This window comes from Pantoea phytostimulans (assembly GCF_046118715.1).
Taxonomy (GTDB): Bacteria; Pseudomonadota; Gammaproteobacteria; order Enterobacterales; family Enterobacteriaceae; genus Pantoea; species Pantoea phytostimulans.
This window is the reverse complement of the sequence record NZ_CP173698.1, coordinates 574,447-590,521: the sequence shown is the minus strand read 5'-3', so window position 1 is coordinate 590,521 and position 16,075 is coordinate 574,447. Positions and strand designations below refer to the sequence as shown.

At 49.7% G+C, this 16,075-nt stretch carries 13 protein-coding genes; 5 read left to right on the top strand and 8 right to left on the bottom strand.

The genetic code is table 11. The features are described 5' to 3' along the window. The first annotated feature begins 1 nt into the window (after nucleotide 1). Complete coding sequence (gene yccS, locus ACF2G4_RS02740) at nucleotides 2-2,143, top strand: YccS family putative transporter (protein WP_370661501.1); 2,142 nt, start codon at nucleotides 2-4, stop codon at nucleotides 2,141-2,143. Nucleotides 2,144-2,166: 23 nt separating this feature from the next. Here the strand turns inward: yccS and ACF2G4_RS02735 are convergent, their stop codons facing one another. Next, nucleotides 2,167-2,769: a TfoX/Sxy family DNA transformation protein gene (locus ACF2G4_RS02735; RefSeq protein WP_243078217.1), complete on the bottom strand. Its 603-nt coding sequence runs from the start codon at nucleotides 2,767-2,769 to the stop codon at nucleotides 2,167-2,169. Nucleotides 2,770-2,979: 210 nt separating this feature from the next. On the opposite strand from ACF2G4_RS02735, the gene sulA reads away from it, so the two are divergent. Both sulA and ompA read left to right on the top strand, forming a co-directional pair. Beyond that, complete coding sequence (gene sulA, locus ACF2G4_RS02730) at nucleotides 2,980-3,471, top strand: SOS-induced cell division inhibitor SulA (protein WP_243078218.1); 492 nt, start codon at nucleotides 2,980-2,982, stop codon at nucleotides 3,469-3,471. Nucleotides 3,472-3,820: 349 nt separating this feature from the next. Further along, nucleotides 3,821-4,888, top strand: a complete 1,068-nt coding sequence (gene ompA / locus ACF2G4_RS02725) for a porin OmpA (protein ID WP_243078219.1) — start codon at nucleotides 3,821-3,823, stop codon at nucleotides 4,886-4,888. Between the two features lie 88 nt (nucleotides 4,889-4,976). Here the strand turns inward: ompA and matP are convergent, their stop codons facing one another. Continuing rightward, nucleotides 4,977-5,444 (bottom strand): macrodomain Ter protein MatP, encoded by a 468-nt coding sequence (gene matP, locus ACF2G4_RS02720; RefSeq protein WP_215847161.1) that lies wholly within the window; start codon nucleotides 5,442-5,444, stop codon nucleotides 4,977-4,979. Between the two features lie 107 nt (nucleotides 5,445-5,551). Here matP and ACF2G4_RS02715 point away from each other — a divergent pair, with 107 nt between their 5' ends. Together ACF2G4_RS02715 and fabA are read left to right on the top strand one after the other, a co-directional pair. Next, nucleotides 5,552-7,369: a Lon protease family protein gene (locus ACF2G4_RS02715; RefSeq protein WP_215847162.1), complete on the top strand. Its 1,818-nt coding sequence runs from the start codon at nucleotides 5,552-5,554 to the stop codon at nucleotides 7,367-7,369. A gap of 68 nt (nucleotides 7,370-7,437) precedes the next feature. Next, entirely contained in the window at nucleotides 7,438-7,956 is a 519-nt protein-coding gene (fabA, locus tag ACF2G4_RS02710) for a bifunctional 3-hydroxydecanoyl-ACP dehydratase/trans-2-decenoyl-ACP isomerase (RefSeq protein WP_243078220.1), read from the top strand. Between the two features lie 61 nt (nucleotides 7,957-8,017). Here fabA and rmf read toward each other — a convergent pair whose 3' ends face one another. The 6 genes from rmf to rlmKL form a co-directional block, all read right to left on the bottom strand. Continuing rightward, nucleotides 8,018-8,188 carry a ribosome modulation factor gene (gene rmf / locus ACF2G4_RS02705; protein WP_215847164.1) on the bottom strand — a complete coding sequence of 57 codons (171 nt, stop codon included), beginning with the start codon at nucleotides 8,186-8,188 and terminating at the stop codon, nucleotides 8,018-8,020. Nucleotides 8,189-8,466: 278 nt separating this feature from the next. Continuing rightward, entirely contained in the window at nucleotides 8,467-9,036 is a 570-nt protein-coding gene (gene pqiC / locus ACF2G4_RS02700) for a membrane integrity-associated transporter subunit PqiC (protein WP_243078221.1), read from the bottom strand. Beyond that, nucleotides 9,036-10,676: an intermembrane transport protein PqiB gene (gene pqiB / locus ACF2G4_RS02695; protein WP_243078222.1), complete on the bottom strand. Its 1,641-nt coding sequence runs from the start codon at nucleotides 10,674-10,676 to the stop codon at nucleotides 9,036-9,038. The genes pqiC and pqiB overlap by 1 nt, the downstream gene beginning before the upstream one ends. Further along, a complete protein-coding gene (gene pqiA, locus ACF2G4_RS02690; protein WP_243078223.1) occupies nucleotides 10,663-11,931 on the bottom strand; it encodes a membrane integrity-associated transporter subunit PqiA in 1,269 nt (422 codons plus the stop codon). The genes pqiB and pqiA overlap by 14 nt, the downstream gene beginning before the upstream one ends. Nucleotides 11,932-11,947: 16 nt before the next feature. Continuing rightward, entirely contained in the window at nucleotides 11,948-13,867 is a 1,920-nt protein-coding gene (locus ACF2G4_RS02685) for an ABC transporter ATP-binding protein (RefSeq protein WP_243078224.1), read from the bottom strand. A gap of 6 nt (nucleotides 13,868-13,873) precedes the next feature. After that, entirely contained in the window at nucleotides 13,874-15,988 is a 2,115-nt protein-coding gene (rlmKL, locus tag ACF2G4_RS02680; protein ID WP_215847167.1) for a bifunctional 23S rRNA (guanine(2069)-N(7))-methyltransferase RlmK/23S rRNA (guanine(2445)-N(2))-methyltransferase RlmL, read from the bottom strand. Between the last annotated feature and the right edge of the window lie 87 nt (nucleotides 15,989-16,075).

Genomic DNA, 16,075 nt, shown 5'->3' with positions numbered 1-16,075 from the left:
TATGATGTCGAAATCGCTGCCTGGCTGGCGGCAATATTTGTTCAACAGCACCTGGCGCTATTTGTTGCGCATCTTTTTTGCCCTGGCTGGCTGTGCAGCGGTGCCTTGGTGGTTGAATCAAATCGAATGGACCATTCCGCTTACTTTGGGCGTAGTGGCTGCCGCGCTGGCAGATTTAGATGATCGCCTGACGGGTCGCCTGAAAAATTTACTGATTACGCTGCTGTGCTTTTGCATCGCTTCCGTTTCCGTTGAACTGCTTTTCCCGCACCCCATTGCTTTCATTATTGGTCTGGCGCTCTCTAGCTGGGGATTCATCCTGCTGGGTGCATTGGGGCAACGTTATGCCACTATCGCCTTTGGCGCCCTTCTCATCGCTGTTTACACCATGCTTGGCATCGGCCTGTTTGAGCAATGGTATATGCAACCCATGCTGCTATTGCTGGGCGCGCTGTGGTACAACCTGCTGACGTTACTGGGCCACATGATGTTTCCGGTACGGCCCGTTCAAGAACAACTGGCGGGCAGCTATTCGCAATTGGCGCGTTATCTTGAAGCCAAAGCCAATTTGTTCGATCCCGATGCGAATGAGCATGATGACGCTTCGTTAATCAATAATGCGATGGTGAACAGCCAGCTGGTGGCGCAACTCAACCTGACCAAAACAACATTGCAGAGTCGTTTACGCGGTGACCGCGGCTCTCGGGGAACGCGTCGCAGCTTGCATTATTACTTCGTGGCGCAGGACATTCATGAACGCGCCAGCTCATCACATCTGCAATACCATTTATTACGCGGTGACTGGCGTTACAACGAAATTCTGTTCCGCTTCCAGCGTCTGTTGAATATGCAGGCTCAGGCTTGTCGGCAGCTGGCGCAATCTATTTTGATGCGTGAGCGCTGGGAACATGATGGTCGCTTTGAGCGGGCCTTTGATCGTTTGCAAAAAGCTATAGAAAGGCTGGAACAGCGCGAGCCGGAAGCCACACATATCCGCGCACTTTATTGGTTATTACGAAACTTGCAAGCGATTGACGCTCAGCTGGCATCCATTGAATCGGAGCAAGCGCTGGGCGGAGACGATCCACAACACAGTGATAATCTGCTGTCCCGTGAAGGATTAAGTGGATGGAGTGATATTCGACTGCGATTCAGTCGTCATTTATCGCCCTCTTCCGCCCTGTTTCGCCATGCGGTGCGTATGTCAGTGGTTCTGTGTATTGGTTATAGTTTTATACAGATCACCGGGGTTGAGCGCGGCTATTGGATCTTGCTCACTAGCCTGTTTGTCTGTCAGCCCAATTACAATGCCACACAGCGGCGACTGGCATTACGTATCGGCGGTACGCTGGCGGGAATCGCTATTGGTTTGCCGGTACTGTGGTTAGTGCCTTCCGTCGAAGGCCAGTTGATTTTGATTGTGCTGAGCGGTGTGCTGTTTTTCGCTTTTCGCCAGGTGCAATATGCGCAAGCGACGCTCTTTATCACTTTATTAGTATTACTCTGCTTTAACCTACTGGGCGAAGGGTTTGAAATTGCCCTGCCGCGTGTCGTTGATACCTTGCTGGGCTGCGCTCTGGCATGGTTTGCGGTGGCATTTATCTGGCCTGACTGGCGTTTCCGTCAATTACCTGCTGTCGCTGAACGCACCTTAAATGCGAATTGCCGCTATCTTGATGCAATCATGGAGCAATATCATCAAGGCAAAGATAATCGGCTGGCTTACCGTATTGCTCGCCGTGATGCTCATAACGCTGATGCAGAACTGGCTTCGGTGGTATCAAATATGAGCAGCGAGACGCGGCCGGACCAAAAAACGCGGGAGTCTGCTTTTCAGTTGCTCTGCCTGAATCACTCATTTCTTAGCTACATTTCTGCTCTTGGTGCGCATCGCGACAAAATCTCAGAACCTGAACTCCTCCAATTGCTGGATGATACCGTTTGTTATGTTGAGGACGTTTTACAAATAGATACCGTTACCGATAGTCAAGCTGAAGCGATGCGCGTTTCGCTCGCTCAACGTATTACTGAACTGGCTACCGATCCGGAAACGCGTGCGCCGCTGGTGTTACAACAGTTGGGATTGCTGGTTTCGCTGTTACCCGATATTGCACGCCTGCGTCGCACGCTGGTCAGGCATTAACGCACTGAACCTTCCGTACCAGACTAGCGCTTAACAGTATCCTTATACCATTCACTCAACTCAGCCCTTACCGCTGGCGGTAAGGCTGCATGGTGATGACCTGAGATAGCACCCTGCAACGCCAGCAAAGTATTCAAGCCAACATGCTTGTTAATTGCCTTTAACTTGAGCCAACATTGTTTGGCCCCCATTTCACGCAAATGTTTCACTGTGCAGATTCCAGCTTCTCGCAAAAGCATCTCAATGCGAAGGCTGAGATTAGGCAAATCTTTTAATCTCAGTGAGACATGTCTTGTCAATAACTCACCCTGGGCAGCCTGAAGCGCAGACGCCGAGAGCGCAAGAAGGTGCTCAGCGTTTTGCCACAGGGCCTCGTCAACTTTGAAATAGTTTAGGCTGACGGGTAAACCGCGTTTGCGAAAGATCAATGGCTCTAAAGGGCGTTCAATAACATACTCACGTAACGCTTCACTGGCGCGCAGATAGAGTTCGTCCTCATTCACCAATGCGAAAACGACCTTTTCTACGGCTAACGTGTACCCCCCAAATTGTGTGCGTGATTCTATTTTTCCTAATGGTGACAAGCATTCTTTTGAACGTTCAATAACCTGATGTACTTTCTTCATAGTCCCACCTCCATGTACAGGAAATTTCTCAAATAGCTTTGTATTCAGCCACTTAGAAGATAAGAAAAAGTGATAACAGGTTCAATGAATAAATGCATTCTTGCCCAACCTTGTGTCGTTTTTGCGAGCTGCTGTCAGAAATTTGGGTTGATCTTTATGCGTGATGACATTACTGTATATTCATACAGTCAATTGTTGAGTGATTAATTTATGCGGACACAACATACGAATAATGCACGCGATGCTCACCGTTATGCGTCTTCATCCATGCCACAGCAAAACAGCGGCTGGATAACCGAGTTACGCTACAGCGAGCAACCGGGTATGATGCAAATGTTGCTGTTACCGCTGTTGCAGCAGTTAAGTCAGCAATCTCGCTGGCAGCTGTGGCTCACGCCAGCGCATAAACTCAATCGAGCATGGTTGCAGCAGTCAGGTTTGCCACTGGATAAAAGCATGCATATCGCTGATTCAGATCGGCTCAATGCTGTAGAAACAATGATTAAAGCGTTAAGAACGGGTAATTACAGCGTGGTACTGGCCTGGATTCCCTACGAACTGGATGAAGAAGAGCGTCGTGAACTTGAACGTGCGGCGGCTGAAGGTGAAGCTTTAGGGCTCATTTTGCGTTCAAGCAATCCTGCCGAAGCGCCTCTCCGACCACAAAACGCGCTAAAAATTCAGTCGGATTTGTTTCATTAAGTAAAAATGGGATTTATCTCAGGCTATTTTTCTTATCGTTCATCGCTAAGCCACTGATTCTGTTACCTCCTGTATTGACAATGGCTTAGCACCTTTTTTACCCATTTTGCGGTGGCGATAATACAAGGCCAATTGTTAGAATTTGTGTATAAACGGCTGTTTTTTTACAGTAGCGCCTCACATCATACTTGTAAGTTTCCAATCTCGTTGTAGACTTTATCTCGCCAGGGTGCTCAATAACCTCCGTTTTTTCGGTAGAGTCATAAGCGAGCGTTTTGACCCGGCGAAGGATTTAAACCAAGAGCAACCTTTTTGCTCATTGCCTATTTGGATGATAACGAGGCGCAAAATGAAAAAGACAGCTATCGCAATTGCAGTGGCACTGGCTGGCTTCGCTACCGTAGCGCAGGCCGCTCCGAAAGATGACACCTGGTATACCGGTGCTAAACTGGGCTGGTCTCAGTATCACGATACTGGTTACTACGGTAACGGTTACGAGAACAATGACGGTCCAACTCATGAAAGCCAACTGGGTGCGGGTGCATTCCTTGGTTACCAGGCAAACCCATACCTGGGCTTCGAGCTGGGCTATGACTGGCTGGGTCGCATGCCTAACAAAGGCGACGTGACTAACGGCGCATTTAAAGCACAAGGCGTTCAGCTGGCTGCTAAACTGAGCTACCCAATTGCTGACGATCTGGACGTATATACTCGTCTGGGTGGTATGGTATGGCGCGCAGACTCTACTCAGACTAACCCAACGACTGGCCGCATCAGCGACCACGACACTGGCGTTTCTCCGCTGGCAGCAGTGGGTGTTGAGTACGCACTGACTCAAAACTGGGCTACTCGCCTGGACTACCAGTGGGTTAACAACATCGGTGACGCAGGTACCGTTGGTGCACGTCCTGATAACACAATGCTGAGCGTAGGCGTTTCTTACCGCTTCGGTCAGGATGTTGCTGCTCCAGCACCAGCTCCTGCTCCAGCACCAGCTCCAGTTGTTGAAACCAAGCGTTTCACTCTGAAATCTGACGTTCTGTTTACCTTCAACAAAGCTTCTCTGAAGCCAGAAGGTCAGCAAGCTCTGGATCAGCTGTACAGCCAGCTGAGCTCAATGGATCCTAAAGATGGTTCCGTTGTTGTCCTGGGCTTTACCGATCGCATCGGTTCAGAGCAGTACAACCAGAAACTGTCTGAGAAACGTGCTCAGTCAGTTGTAGATTACCTGGTATCTAAAGGTATCCCGTCTAACAAGATCTCTGCACGTGGCATGGGTGAATCTAACCCAGTTACTGGCAACACTTGTGATAGCGTGAAAGGCCGTAACGCCCTGATCGACTGCCTGGCACCAGATCGTCGTGTAGAAATCGACGTTAAAGGTATCAAAGACGTAGTAACTCAGCCTCAGGCTTAAGTTAATACGTAAGAAAAACCCCGCTCAGGCGGGGTTTTTTGTATCTGGTGATCATGCTGGAAAAATAAAGCAATAATTCAGAAGGTCGTTATTCATTTTCTGTACTCGATTTTCCCAAGATAGCCTGCAGATCTTGTTTAAGGCTCGACATCTGGGTTGCATACTTCTCTTTACGTTCCGCATCTTCAATCAATTGCACAATGGTTTCAGACAAAGTGCTGTTCCGCCGTTGCGCTAGCCCTGCCAGTCTTTGCCAAACCAGGTATTCCAAATCGATAGATTTTTTGCGGGTATGTTGATGCTCGGCGTTGAAATGACGCTTTCGGCGCGCGCGGATGGTCTGCTTAAGGCGGTTATCCAAATCAGGATGAATATGCTGGGCAATCCATTCACCCACATCTACCGGATGGTTTTCCATCGCCAACAGCACGTCTACCGCAGCTTTCGCCGCACTTAACTCAAGGTGACGCGTGATCAGTTCACCTTCCCGATGCTTTTTCACCAGGTATTTCCATTTCCATCCACATTCAAGATTTTCGAGTTGCTGGTATTTCATCGGAATCTCATCGTGATCACGTAACAATCTAAGAATAACAGCTTTTTTCCCGGATGTAGCAACGAAAAACATGTTGCCGCCGTCACATCTTCAATTGGAACTCTGCCGTGATTAACAAGGGTGATTCCTGTATAATCGCGCTTTTCTTCAATCAGATAAATGCGATTATTTTGACCAGCACTCAACTTACGTGGCAAAACTTACAGCCGGATAGTTCGCAATACCAATCCGTATTCTCCCGAATTGCTGATGAAGAGACCGATTCACTCGCATCGGTTCAGCCTCGGCTGCTCAATGCGCTGGCGCATTTACATCATCAAACACAAGGTTTTCCTCTGTTGTTAATTCGCAGTCAGGAAAATCGAGATTATCTTTCGCTTATTGCGCAAACTGCACAACGCTTCTCGGCTAATGCAGCCACATTATTTGGCGGTGATTACCATATCATTGCAGATAACGTCACGTTGCAACCGCCTTCCAACAAAGATCGCCCTTTTACCAGTCAAGGTGAAGTGCATTTTGCGGAATGGATTGAGATGGAGCAATTGTTTGGCTGCGTTCGTTCACATAAAGATCGCATTCAGCTTGAGCCAGGTTTAATTCACCGTGCCAACGGCGGTACGCTAATTTTGTCGTTACGCTCCTTTCTGGCGCAGCCGCTGCTGTGGATGCGCCTGAAAAAATGCGTTGAGCAAGGTTTCGTTGACTGGATTTCTCAGGATGAACGACGCCCGCTACCGGTGTCGATTCCACCTCTTCCACTTCAGCTTAATCTGGTGCTTTGTGGCGATCGCGAAGCCTTAGCTGAATTTCAGGAGCTCGATCCTGAAACCCACGAAATGTCCATCTACACTGAATTTGAAGAAAACATTCAAGTGCTGGATGAGGATGACATGTTCTCGTGGTGCCGCTGGACAGTGGATTTAGCCAAGCAAGCCAACCTGCCGATACCTGAAGCCGATTTTTGGCCAGAGCTAATCAAAGAAGGTGTCCGGTACAGTGGCGATCAGGAAACGTTGCCACTTTGTCCTCGCTGGTTGCTGCGACAGATACGTGAATCATCCTTAATGGGTGAAAGCATTTCCGCGGAAACCTTACGCGATGCACTTGATGCGCGTTTATGGCGTGAAAATTATCTGAACGAGCGAATGCGTGATGAAATTCTGCTGAAGCAGATTTTGATTGAAACCGAAGGCGAAGTGGTTGGTCAGATAAATGGATTGTCAGTAGTGGAATATCCTGGCCATCCACGTGCATGGGGTGATCCTTCACGTATTACCTGTGTGGTTCATCCTGGCGACGGTGAGTTTACCGACGTTGAGCGTAAAGCCGAGCTTGGCGGGAATATCCATGCCAAAGGTATGATGATCATGCAGGCATATTTGATTGCCGAACTCGAGCTTGAACAACAACTGCCCTTCTCAGCATCGCTGGTGTTCGAACAATCTTATTCAGAAGTCGATGGTGACAGCGCCTCATTAGCTGAACTTTGTGCATTAATCAGTGCGTTGGCGAATCAGCCAGTAAATCAGCAGATCGCCGTTACCGGTTCTGTTGATCAGTTCGGTAATGTCCAGCCAGTTGGTGGATTAAATGAAAAGATTGAAGGCTTCTTTGATATTTGCCATCAGCGTGAACTTACTGGCCAGCAAGGTGTAATTATTCCAGCCTGTAATGTTCGCCATCTTTGCCTGAATCAGGAAGTGGTGAATGCCGTTGAACAAGGTCGGTTCCACATTTGGGCGATTGATCGTGCCGACGAAGCCCTGCCTTTGTTAACCGGTAAAGAGTGGAATATAGAAAATGTCGAAGGCGATTGTTTGCTGGGCACTATTCAGGAACGCATCAGCCAGCTGAACCAACAACAGGACATTTCACATCGTCCGTGGCCGCTACGTTGGCTCAACTGGTTTAACCACCGCTAATCCGATTTGCTCAGCGTACAACTGTTCGCTAGTATTCGTGATTCACTAAAACAAGGCTTATTGAGAACATGGTAGATAAACGCGAATCCTATACCAAAGAAGACCTGATTTTATCTGGTCGCGGTGAATTGTTTGGCGAGAACGGCCCACCGCTTCCGTCAGGCAACATGCTGATGATGGACCGCGTCGTCAAAATGACCGAAGACGGCGGAAAATTTGATAAAGGTTTTGTTGAAGCCGAATTAGATATCAATCCAGATTTGTGGTTCTTCGGCTGCCATTTTATCGGCGATCCAGTAATGCCAGGCTGCCTGGGCTTAGATGCTATGTGGCAGTTAGTTGGCTTCTATCTGGGCTGGTTAGGTGGCGAAGGCAAAGGCCGTGCATTGGGCGTGGGCGAAGTGAAATTCACCGGTCAGGTGCTGCCAGAAGCGAAAAAAGTGACTTACCGCATTCATTTCAAACGCGTCATTAACCGTAAACTGGTAATGGGCGTGGCAGATGGCGAAGTGTTTGTTGACGGCAATCTGATTTATTCCGCCAGCGATTTAAAAGTAGGTCTGTTTAAAGACACTACCGCATTCTAAATGACAGAAACGAAAACCTCCGCGTTCAGCGGAGGTTTTTTCCCTTTTCAGTGACATTCGGTTAGGCAACCGCCGCCGATCTGTCCTCCATGGCTTGTCGCCAACCTCCCAACCAGTGAGACTTAGCGTCAATCAATTGATACGGACACATCTCTTTTGAGCGTCCTGTAATACCTGCTTGGTAACCTCGTGAATGGGCGCGCTCGAGGCGGTCTCGTTTCTGTCTCTTCATACTCCGTGTCCCTCATATCAGGTCGGTGGAATCTGGTGGAAAGAAAAAGGTGGTGAATTAATGTTCAACCACTCTAATGTTCTACCCGCTCTGAAGAGAAAGATCAATGCGCAATATTCACGCCAATTTCATAATTGTGACCTGTATCTGAAAAAGAGTTTGAGTTTTGTGACAGAGATTGCTGTGCTATCTCGCTGATTCGTCTAAGAAAAAGCCCCTGACCATCACAACGTTAACATCATGATTAATCAAGGGCTTAGATGATGCTCGTACTATTCTTAATTTATTTCAACCGCACTATTGGCGATTTGTTGTGCCGTTTGTTGCCAGCCTAAAGCCAGCGTTCTGACCAACGCATCATAGCCATCTTCTTTCTGCGGTAAGGTCAGATTAAACGCGCGTTTCGTTAACCTTCCTTGATGTTCTAGTGTCCACTCACCGCTGATGACTGCTTGTCCATCGTAGCGTCCCTGGAAACCTGTCACTGTTACGTTCAACGTGTCATGTTGGGCACCCAATGGCGAACCTGAAACCAGCCTTCCCGGTAAGGCTTTGCTGAGATTAGTAATTAACGTTTGCTGCAGTTGCTGATCCAGCGGACTCGCCCAAAGATTATTGGCTGCGATAACGTACTTAACATCGCTGGTTTGATAAACCAGGCCGTTACCCGCCAGATAATCTGGCACCGTCACCTGCTGCACCCACAGTGTGGGTTGGCCTTGCATCTGACTGGCGCTATTGACCTGCATTGAAGCTGCCCCGGAAGGCAGCTGATAATAGGTCGTATCAATGGTGCTACTGCATGCACTCAGCGCGAGCGCGGCAAAAAGTATTAACCCTTTTTTCACTATTTTGCCCTCTTTGGCTGGGGATCTTGTCCCGGTTTGGCCTCAAACACCAATGCATTACTCTTGGTATTCAGTGTCTTCAGCACAGGTTGCAGTTCTCGCAATACCTGATCCAGGCGTTGCATATCGCCGACCAATTTGCTGTATGCAGGGGATCCCGGCTGCAAACCTTTCATGCTGCGATTCAACTCTCGCAGGGTTTGCTGCATATCTTCCGGCAAGGTTTTCATCGCCGGACTGCCAGTAAGATTGTTGACGTTATCAATAGTCCGCTGCAGATCACGCATAGTGCGCTGGCTTTCTTTCAATGTGCCGGTCGCTTGGGTAATCATACCGTCCAGCGGCAAGCCATTAATTTTATCCAGAGCCGCCATCAGTTTTTGTTGAATCTGACTTAAACCGCCGCTTACGGTAGGAATGATTTCATAACCCGAGATCTTTTCCGGTCCTTTATAGGCAGGCGCGTTATCGTAGAAGTCGAGATCAACATACAGCGAGCCAGAGAGCAAATTGCCTGTTTTCAGCGTGGCACGCAGGCCGCGTTTTTTACCATCTTGCAAATGTTGCTCAAGATCGAAGTTTTCACCCAAACGGCTAATAAAGCGGTCTGGTTCAATACGTATTAACACAGGAACGCGATAATCATTGTTCAGCGCCTGATCCACTCCCGCTTTCATAAACGGTGCTTCAGAAACTGTACCCAGACGAATTCCACGGAACTCTACCGGCGCACCTGCCTGCAAACCACGAATCGAATCGGTGAAGAACATCAGGTAATCAATGTGATTGGTATAGAGCGAATCCTGAATACTGCGCTGATCGTCAAACAGATGATAATCTGATTTGTTCTCTGCCGCTTTTCCGAGCTCCCAGCCATCCGGCACGTCAAAACTGACACCGCCGCTGAACAGCGTGGTTAAGGAGCCCATCTCGACACGCATACCTGACGCTGACATATCCACGGCTATTCCGCTGTCTTTCCAGAAACGCACATTGGTGGTGACAAGACGATCATAAGGCGCGGCGATAAACAGTTGATAAGTCATCATACGCTTGTCGGTGTCAAAGGTGCTGGTTTCCACCGTACCTACGCGATAGCCGCGAAACAGTACCGGATCGCCAGCATTCAGCTGCCCAGCTTTTTTACTGTCGAGTGTAATGCGAATGCCCTTGGCATCGGGTGGTGCGAGCGGAGGTGCATCCAACAGCTGATATTGTTCTGCCTGCTCATTCTTACTGCCCGGTTGTAATTCGATATACGCCCCGGAAAGTAAAGTGCCCAAACCGGATATTCCTTCGCGACCTACCTGCGGCTTGACCACCCAAAAAACCGAATCGCTGTGTAACAGTTTTTCCATCCCGGAATTTAAGCGCGCCTTGATTTCAACGTGATGTAAATCGTCAGTCAGTACCGCGCTTTCGACGATACCTACATCAACGCTGCGACTTTTAATGGTGGTTTTTCCTGCTTCAATTCCTTCGGCATTTTCAGTAATCAGCGTCACTTCAGGACCTTGATGGCTGAAGTGATAGAACAAAATCCATCCGCCAATCAGCAGTGTCACGATGGGGACAATCCAGACCGGCGACCAGCGCTTAATCTGTTCCACTTTGGCATGCCCGTGGTTAGTTTCCGTCAAGGCGCGGCTCCTTTAATTTATTTTCGCGAACACGATCCCAAGTCAAACGTGGGTCAAAAGTCATCGCAGCAATCATGGTCAAAATGACCACCAGCGCAAACAACACGGCTCCCCACGCTGGATAGACCTTCATTAATTGCCCCATGCGCACCAGCGCAGAGAGCACAGCAATCACAAATACGTCGATCATCGACCAACGGCCAACAAACTCGACCACTTCATAAATCAGATGCATTCTGTGGCTGTCACGGCGTCCACGTCCGCTGGCGTCCCAGCAAAGCCAGCCAATGGCCAACATCTTCAAGGTCGGTACCATAATACTGGCGATGAAAATCACCAGCGCGACCGGATAGGAGCCATCACTCCACAGCAAAATAACGCCCGCCATAATATTGGAGGGATACGCATTGCCAAGGGTTTCAGTCACCATGATAGGCAACAGATTAGCAGGAACATAGAGCATGACTGAGGTGAGCAGCAGCGCCAGCGTCCATTGCAGACTGTGCTTGCGGCGTGCACCGGCGACCACGCCGCAACGTGAACATGCAGGCTGATCAACCGCCAGAATTGCCGTACAGCAAGGACAAGAACGGTATCCCTGACGCAAGCCCGTAACGCCCACTTCAGGTGGATGCCTTAACGCAGGCATTGGCGCAATGTTCTGCCACAATTCGCGGCGATCAACGCACTGAAAAGCGCGCAGTTGTAGCAGGCAAAACAGACACCAAGGCCAAAAGCTGGTTTGCAATCCGATGTCGCCATACGCCATGAGTTTAACGAAACTCACCAGCACGCCAGCCATAAAAATTTCGGCCATGCCCCAACTGCGAAGCTGGAAAAGCACGCGTGCCAAAATCCGTTTCACACCGGCAGGCATCTTAATGGGATTAACCAACAGAATAATCGTGAGCATACAAAAGGCAGGAATGCCTTGTACCACCAATAAAAACAGCGTGGCGAGGCTGCTGTAATCTTCAGAAACCATCACCTGAGGTATTTCCATCAAGGAAATTTGGCTGCTGATCCCCGCCACTTTCATGGTGATAAACGGGAAGAGATTGGCCAATAACAGCATGAACAACGCCGCCAGCGCATAGCCGGTGGGTCTTTTACGCGGTTCGTGCCAGTTGGCCGTCAAGGTGGTATGGCAGCGCGGACAAGATGCACGGCTGCCAACAGGAATGTCCGGCAGTCTGACCATCAAATCGCATTGTGGACAGAGCATCCACGCGCCAGTTTTATCTGCTGAACACATCCCTTATTCCTTTTAACTACCCGCCGTTTTTCAGTGACTCAAGCTCTTCCCAGCGAGCAAAAGCGGTTTCCAGATTTTGTTCAGTCTGAGCCAGTTCATCTAAAACCGGCTGGGTTTTATCATGTGGCTGACTGAAGAAATCAGGATGGCTCATTTTTGCCTGTAATTCGCCGATTTTCGCTTCCAGCTGCTCAAGCTTTTGCGGTAACTGTTCCAGCTCGCGCGCCAGGTTATAGCTTAGTTTGTTGGCGCTGCGTTTGGCAGAATCATTTTTTTCTGCCGCAGGTTTAGCCGCTGTGCCTGGCGCTTTTGACGCTGTAACCGATTTCTGCTGTTTGTAAGCCGCACGCTGCTGCTGTGCGTCATGATAACCCCCGACAAAAGTACCAATTTCGCCGTTGCCTTCAAAAATCCAGCACTCCGTTACGGTGTTATCGACGAACTGACGATCGTGGCTCACCAGCAAAACGGTGCCCTGATATCCATCAATCAGCTCTTCCAACAGTTCCAGCGTTTCAACGTCGAGGTCATTGGTCGGTTCATCGAGAATCATCAGGTTACTTGGACGCAGGAACAGACGCGCCAGTAAAAGACGGTTGCGCTCCCCGCCCGACAACGCACGCACGGGTGTCATTGCGCGTTTCGGGTGGAACAAGAAGTCCTGTAAATAACCCAGCACATGGCGCGGCTTACCGTTGACCAGCACTTCCTGCTTACCTTCCGCCAGGTTATCCATCACGGTACGATCGGGATCGAGTTCAGCGCGATGCTGATCGAAGTAAGCGACTTCAAGTTTGGTACCGGAATGTACGCGTCCGCTGTCTGCTTTCAACTGCTGCAACATCAAACGCAGCAACGTCGTTTTGCCGCAGCCGTTGGGTCCGATTAAAGCAATCTTATCGCCGCGCTGCACTTGTGAAGAGAAGTCCTTCACCAGCGTTTTGCCGCCCACTGAGTAATCGACGTTTTCCATTTCGAAAACAATCTTACCGGAACGTGAGGCTTCACCGACCTGCATATTGGCTTTGCCCATTACTTCACGACGTTCTGAATGCTCACGACGTAACGCTTTTAACGCACGCACGCGGCCTTCGTTACGCGTACGGCGCGCTTTGATACCCTGACGAATCCACACTTCTTCCTGCGCCAGCTTGCGGTCAAATTCGGCATTCTGCATCTCTTCAACGCGCAGTGCTTCTTCTTTACCTTCAAGATAAAGATCGTAATTGCCCGGCCAGGAAACCAGTTTGCCGCGATCGAGATCGACAATACGGGTTGCCATATTGCGAATGAAAGAACGGTCGTGCGAGATAAACACAATGCTGCCGGTAAAGGTTTTCAGGAACGTTTCCAGCCAATCGATAGTTTCAATATCGAGGTGGTTGGTTGGCTCATCCAGCATTAAAACGCGAGGATTACTCACCAGCGCGCGGCCTAAAGCGGCCTTACGCAGCCACCCCCCCGACAGCGAAGAAAGCTCGGTATCGGGTTCCAGTCCAATCTGCTGCAACACGTCATTGATGCGGCTTTCGAGCTGCCACAAGTTTTGATGATCAAGAATGCCTTGCAGACGAGCCATCTCATTGAGGTTCTTATCGCTGGGATCTTCCATTACCACATGGGAAATAGCGTGATAGGCTTTCAGGTGTTCAGCCTGCTCTTCCACGCCTTCAGCCACGAAATCGTAAACTGAACCGGTGATATTGCGCGGTGGATCCTGTTGCAGACGTGCAACCACCAGATCGGTCTCATAAATGATGCGACCATCATCCAGCGGTTGTTCACCATTAATGATTTTCATCAAGGTGGATTTGCCTGCACCGTTGCGCCCGACTAAACAGACGCGTTCATTTTCTTCAATGTGCAGTTCGGTGTTATCTAATAACGGCGCATCGCTGAAAGAGAGATAGGCGCCGTGAATACTGATTAATGACATGTAAACTTATTCCTTACCGGCGTGAGTGATCAGCCAGCAGTTGTGTATATGACGGTTACGCGCGAAATCCTGCGACTGGGTTTTCTGGGTGATATCCTGCGCTTGCAGACCTAATTCCTTCAGCCCTTCCAGATCCATTTTGAAACCACGTTTATTGTTCGAGAACATGATGGTGCCGCCCCGACGCAGCAGGCGTTTTAAATTACGCATCAACATCATGTGATCGCGCTGCACGTCGAAGCTTTCTTCCATGCGTTTGGAGTTAGAGAAGGTCGGCGGATCAATAAAGATCAGATCAAAGTTCTCATCACTTTCGTTCAGCCAGCTCAGACAATCTGCCTGCATCAGGCGATGCTGACGTCCAGTCAGGCCGTTCAGGCGCAGGTTACGTTCTGCCCACTCCAGATAGGTACGTGACATATCAACTGTGGTAGTAGAGCGTGCGCCACCCAGTCCGGCGTGAACGCTGGCGGTGCCGGTATAAGCAAACAGATTAAGGAAATCCTTGCCCTGACTCATTTGGCCCAGCATCTTACGCGCGATGCGGTGATCGAGGAACAGGCCGGTGTCGAGATAATCAGTCAGGTTTACCCAGAAGCGTGCATTAAACTCCTGCACCTCAAAGTAATCGCCCTTTTCGCTCAGCTTCTGATACTGCGCTTTGCCTTTCTGACGTTCACGCGTTTTCAGGATCAGGCGATCTGCTGGCAGCTCTAGCACGGTCAGCGTCGCGCTGATCACGTCAAAGAGACGTTGGCGTGCTTTATTCGGATCGATAGTTTTCGGTGGGGCATATTCCTGAATAATGACCCAATCGGCGTAGCGATCGACGGCTACGTTATAGTCTGGCAGATCGGCATCATAAATACGGTAGCTTTCAATTTTTTCCTGACGCGCCCACTTCTCAAGCTTCTTGAGGTTTTTGCGCAAGCGGTTCGCATAATCTTCGGCAATCTGGTTAGCGCTTTCGCTGCTATTAACCGCCAGCTGATAGTTTTTCTGTACGCAGTCCAATGGGCCGTTTTTAGCTTTGAACTGACGATCGGCACGCAGTTGCAAGCAGCTCAGCAGTTCGGGCGAGGCGCTAAACAGCGACAAATTCCAGCCACCAAAGTGCTGCTTCATAATACGGCCAAGCTGGCTGTGCAGCGCAATCAACGCCGGTTCACTATCCAGTCGTTCACCATAAGGCGGGTTGCTCAAAACCGTGCCGTGAACCTCTGCTGGCAGCGGATTTTTCAGCTTCAACAAATCTTGTTGGCCAAAGGTAAACAGCTCGAATACGCCCGCGCGACGAGCGTTCGCCTGTGCCCATTCCAATACACGTCCGTTGTTGTCGTAACCAAAGAAACGCGCTTCGGTGGCTGCGGTACCGGCGCGAGCACGCGTTTGGGCTTCAGTTTTTACTTCAGACCACAATGCCGCGTTGAACTGGCTCCAGGCGGTAAAGCCCCAGTGTTTGCGCAGCAGACCCGGCGCGCGATCGCTGGCGATTAAAGCCGCTTCAATCAACAGCGTACCGGAACCGCACATGGGGTCGATCAACGGCGTAGTCGGCTGCCAGCCAGAACGCAGTACAATCGCAGCCGCAAGGTTTTCTTTAAGCGGCGCCTGACCCGTTTGCTGACGATAGCCACGCTGATGCAGCGAACTGCCGCTGAGATCCAGCGCAATACTGGCACGATCGTTATTCAACCAGACGTTGATACGAATATCCGCCTGTTCACGGTCAACGTTAGGACGTTCCAGATTTTTGCGGGTGAAACTGTCAACAATGGCGTCTTTAACTTTCAATGCACCAAACTGACTATTACGGATCGCATCATTGGTGCCGCTGAAATGCACCACGAAGGTTTTGTCGCTACCAAACATGGTTGTCCAGTCAACGCTCTGCACGCCAAGGTAGAGATCGAGATCGCTGTAGACACCAAATTCGCCCAGCGGCAGCAGAATACGCGACGCCAGACGGCTCCACATCAGGCTTTGATACATGATGCGGTCATCAGCTTCGAAGTGAACGCCTCCCTGCACCACTTGCAAATCTTGCGCGCCCAGCGCGTCTAGCTCACTTTTTAACAGCTCTTCGAGCCCACGCGCCGTGCTGGCAAACAGAGAATTCATATCGTCACTTCTTACTCTTGAGAAAATTGTTGCGCATTATAGCGAATCAGAGACCTATGTCATAAAGTTAGCTTCTTTTGTCTTTCG

What these genes read in the sequence shown, in the direction of transcription:
- yccS (WP_370661501.1), top strand. Translation starts at nt 2, where the DNA reads ATGATGTCGAAATCGCTGCCTGGCTGGCGGCAATATTTGTTCAACAGC.
- ACF2G4_RS02735 (WP_243078217.1), bottom strand. Translation starts at nt 2,769, where the DNA reads ATGAAGAAAGTACATCAGGTTATTGAACGTTCAAAAGAATGCTTGTCA.
- sulA (WP_243078218.1), top strand. Translation starts at nt 2,980, where the DNA reads ATGCGGACACAACATACGAATAATGCACGCGATGCTCACCGTTATGCG.
- ompA (WP_243078219.1), top strand. Translation starts at nt 3,821, where the DNA reads ATGAAAAAGACAGCTATCGCAATTGCAGTGGCACTGGCTGGCTTCGCT.
- matP (WP_215847161.1), bottom strand. Translation starts at nt 5,444, where the DNA reads ATGAAATACCAGCAACTCGAAAATCTTGAATGTGGATGGAAATGGAAA.
- fabA (WP_243078220.1), top strand. Translation starts at nt 7,438, where the DNA reads ATGGTAGATAAACGCGAATCCTATACCAAAGAAGACCTGATTTTATCT.
- rmf (WP_215847164.1), bottom strand. Translation starts at nt 8,188, where the DNA reads ATGAAGAGACAGAAACGAGACCGCCTCGAGCGCGCCCATTCACGAGGT.
- pqiA (WP_243078223.1), bottom strand. Translation starts at nt 11,931, where the DNA reads ATGTGTTCAGCAGATAAAACTGGCGCGTGGATGCTCTGTCCACAATGC.
- ACF2G4_RS02685 (WP_243078224.1), bottom strand. Translation starts at nt 13,867, where the DNA reads ATGTCATTAATCAGTATTCACGGCGCCTATCTCTCTTTCAGCGATGCG.
- rlmKL (WP_215847167.1), bottom strand. Translation starts at nt 15,988, where the DNA reads ATGAATTCTCTGTTTGCCAGCACGGCGCGTGGGCTCGAAGAGCTGTTA.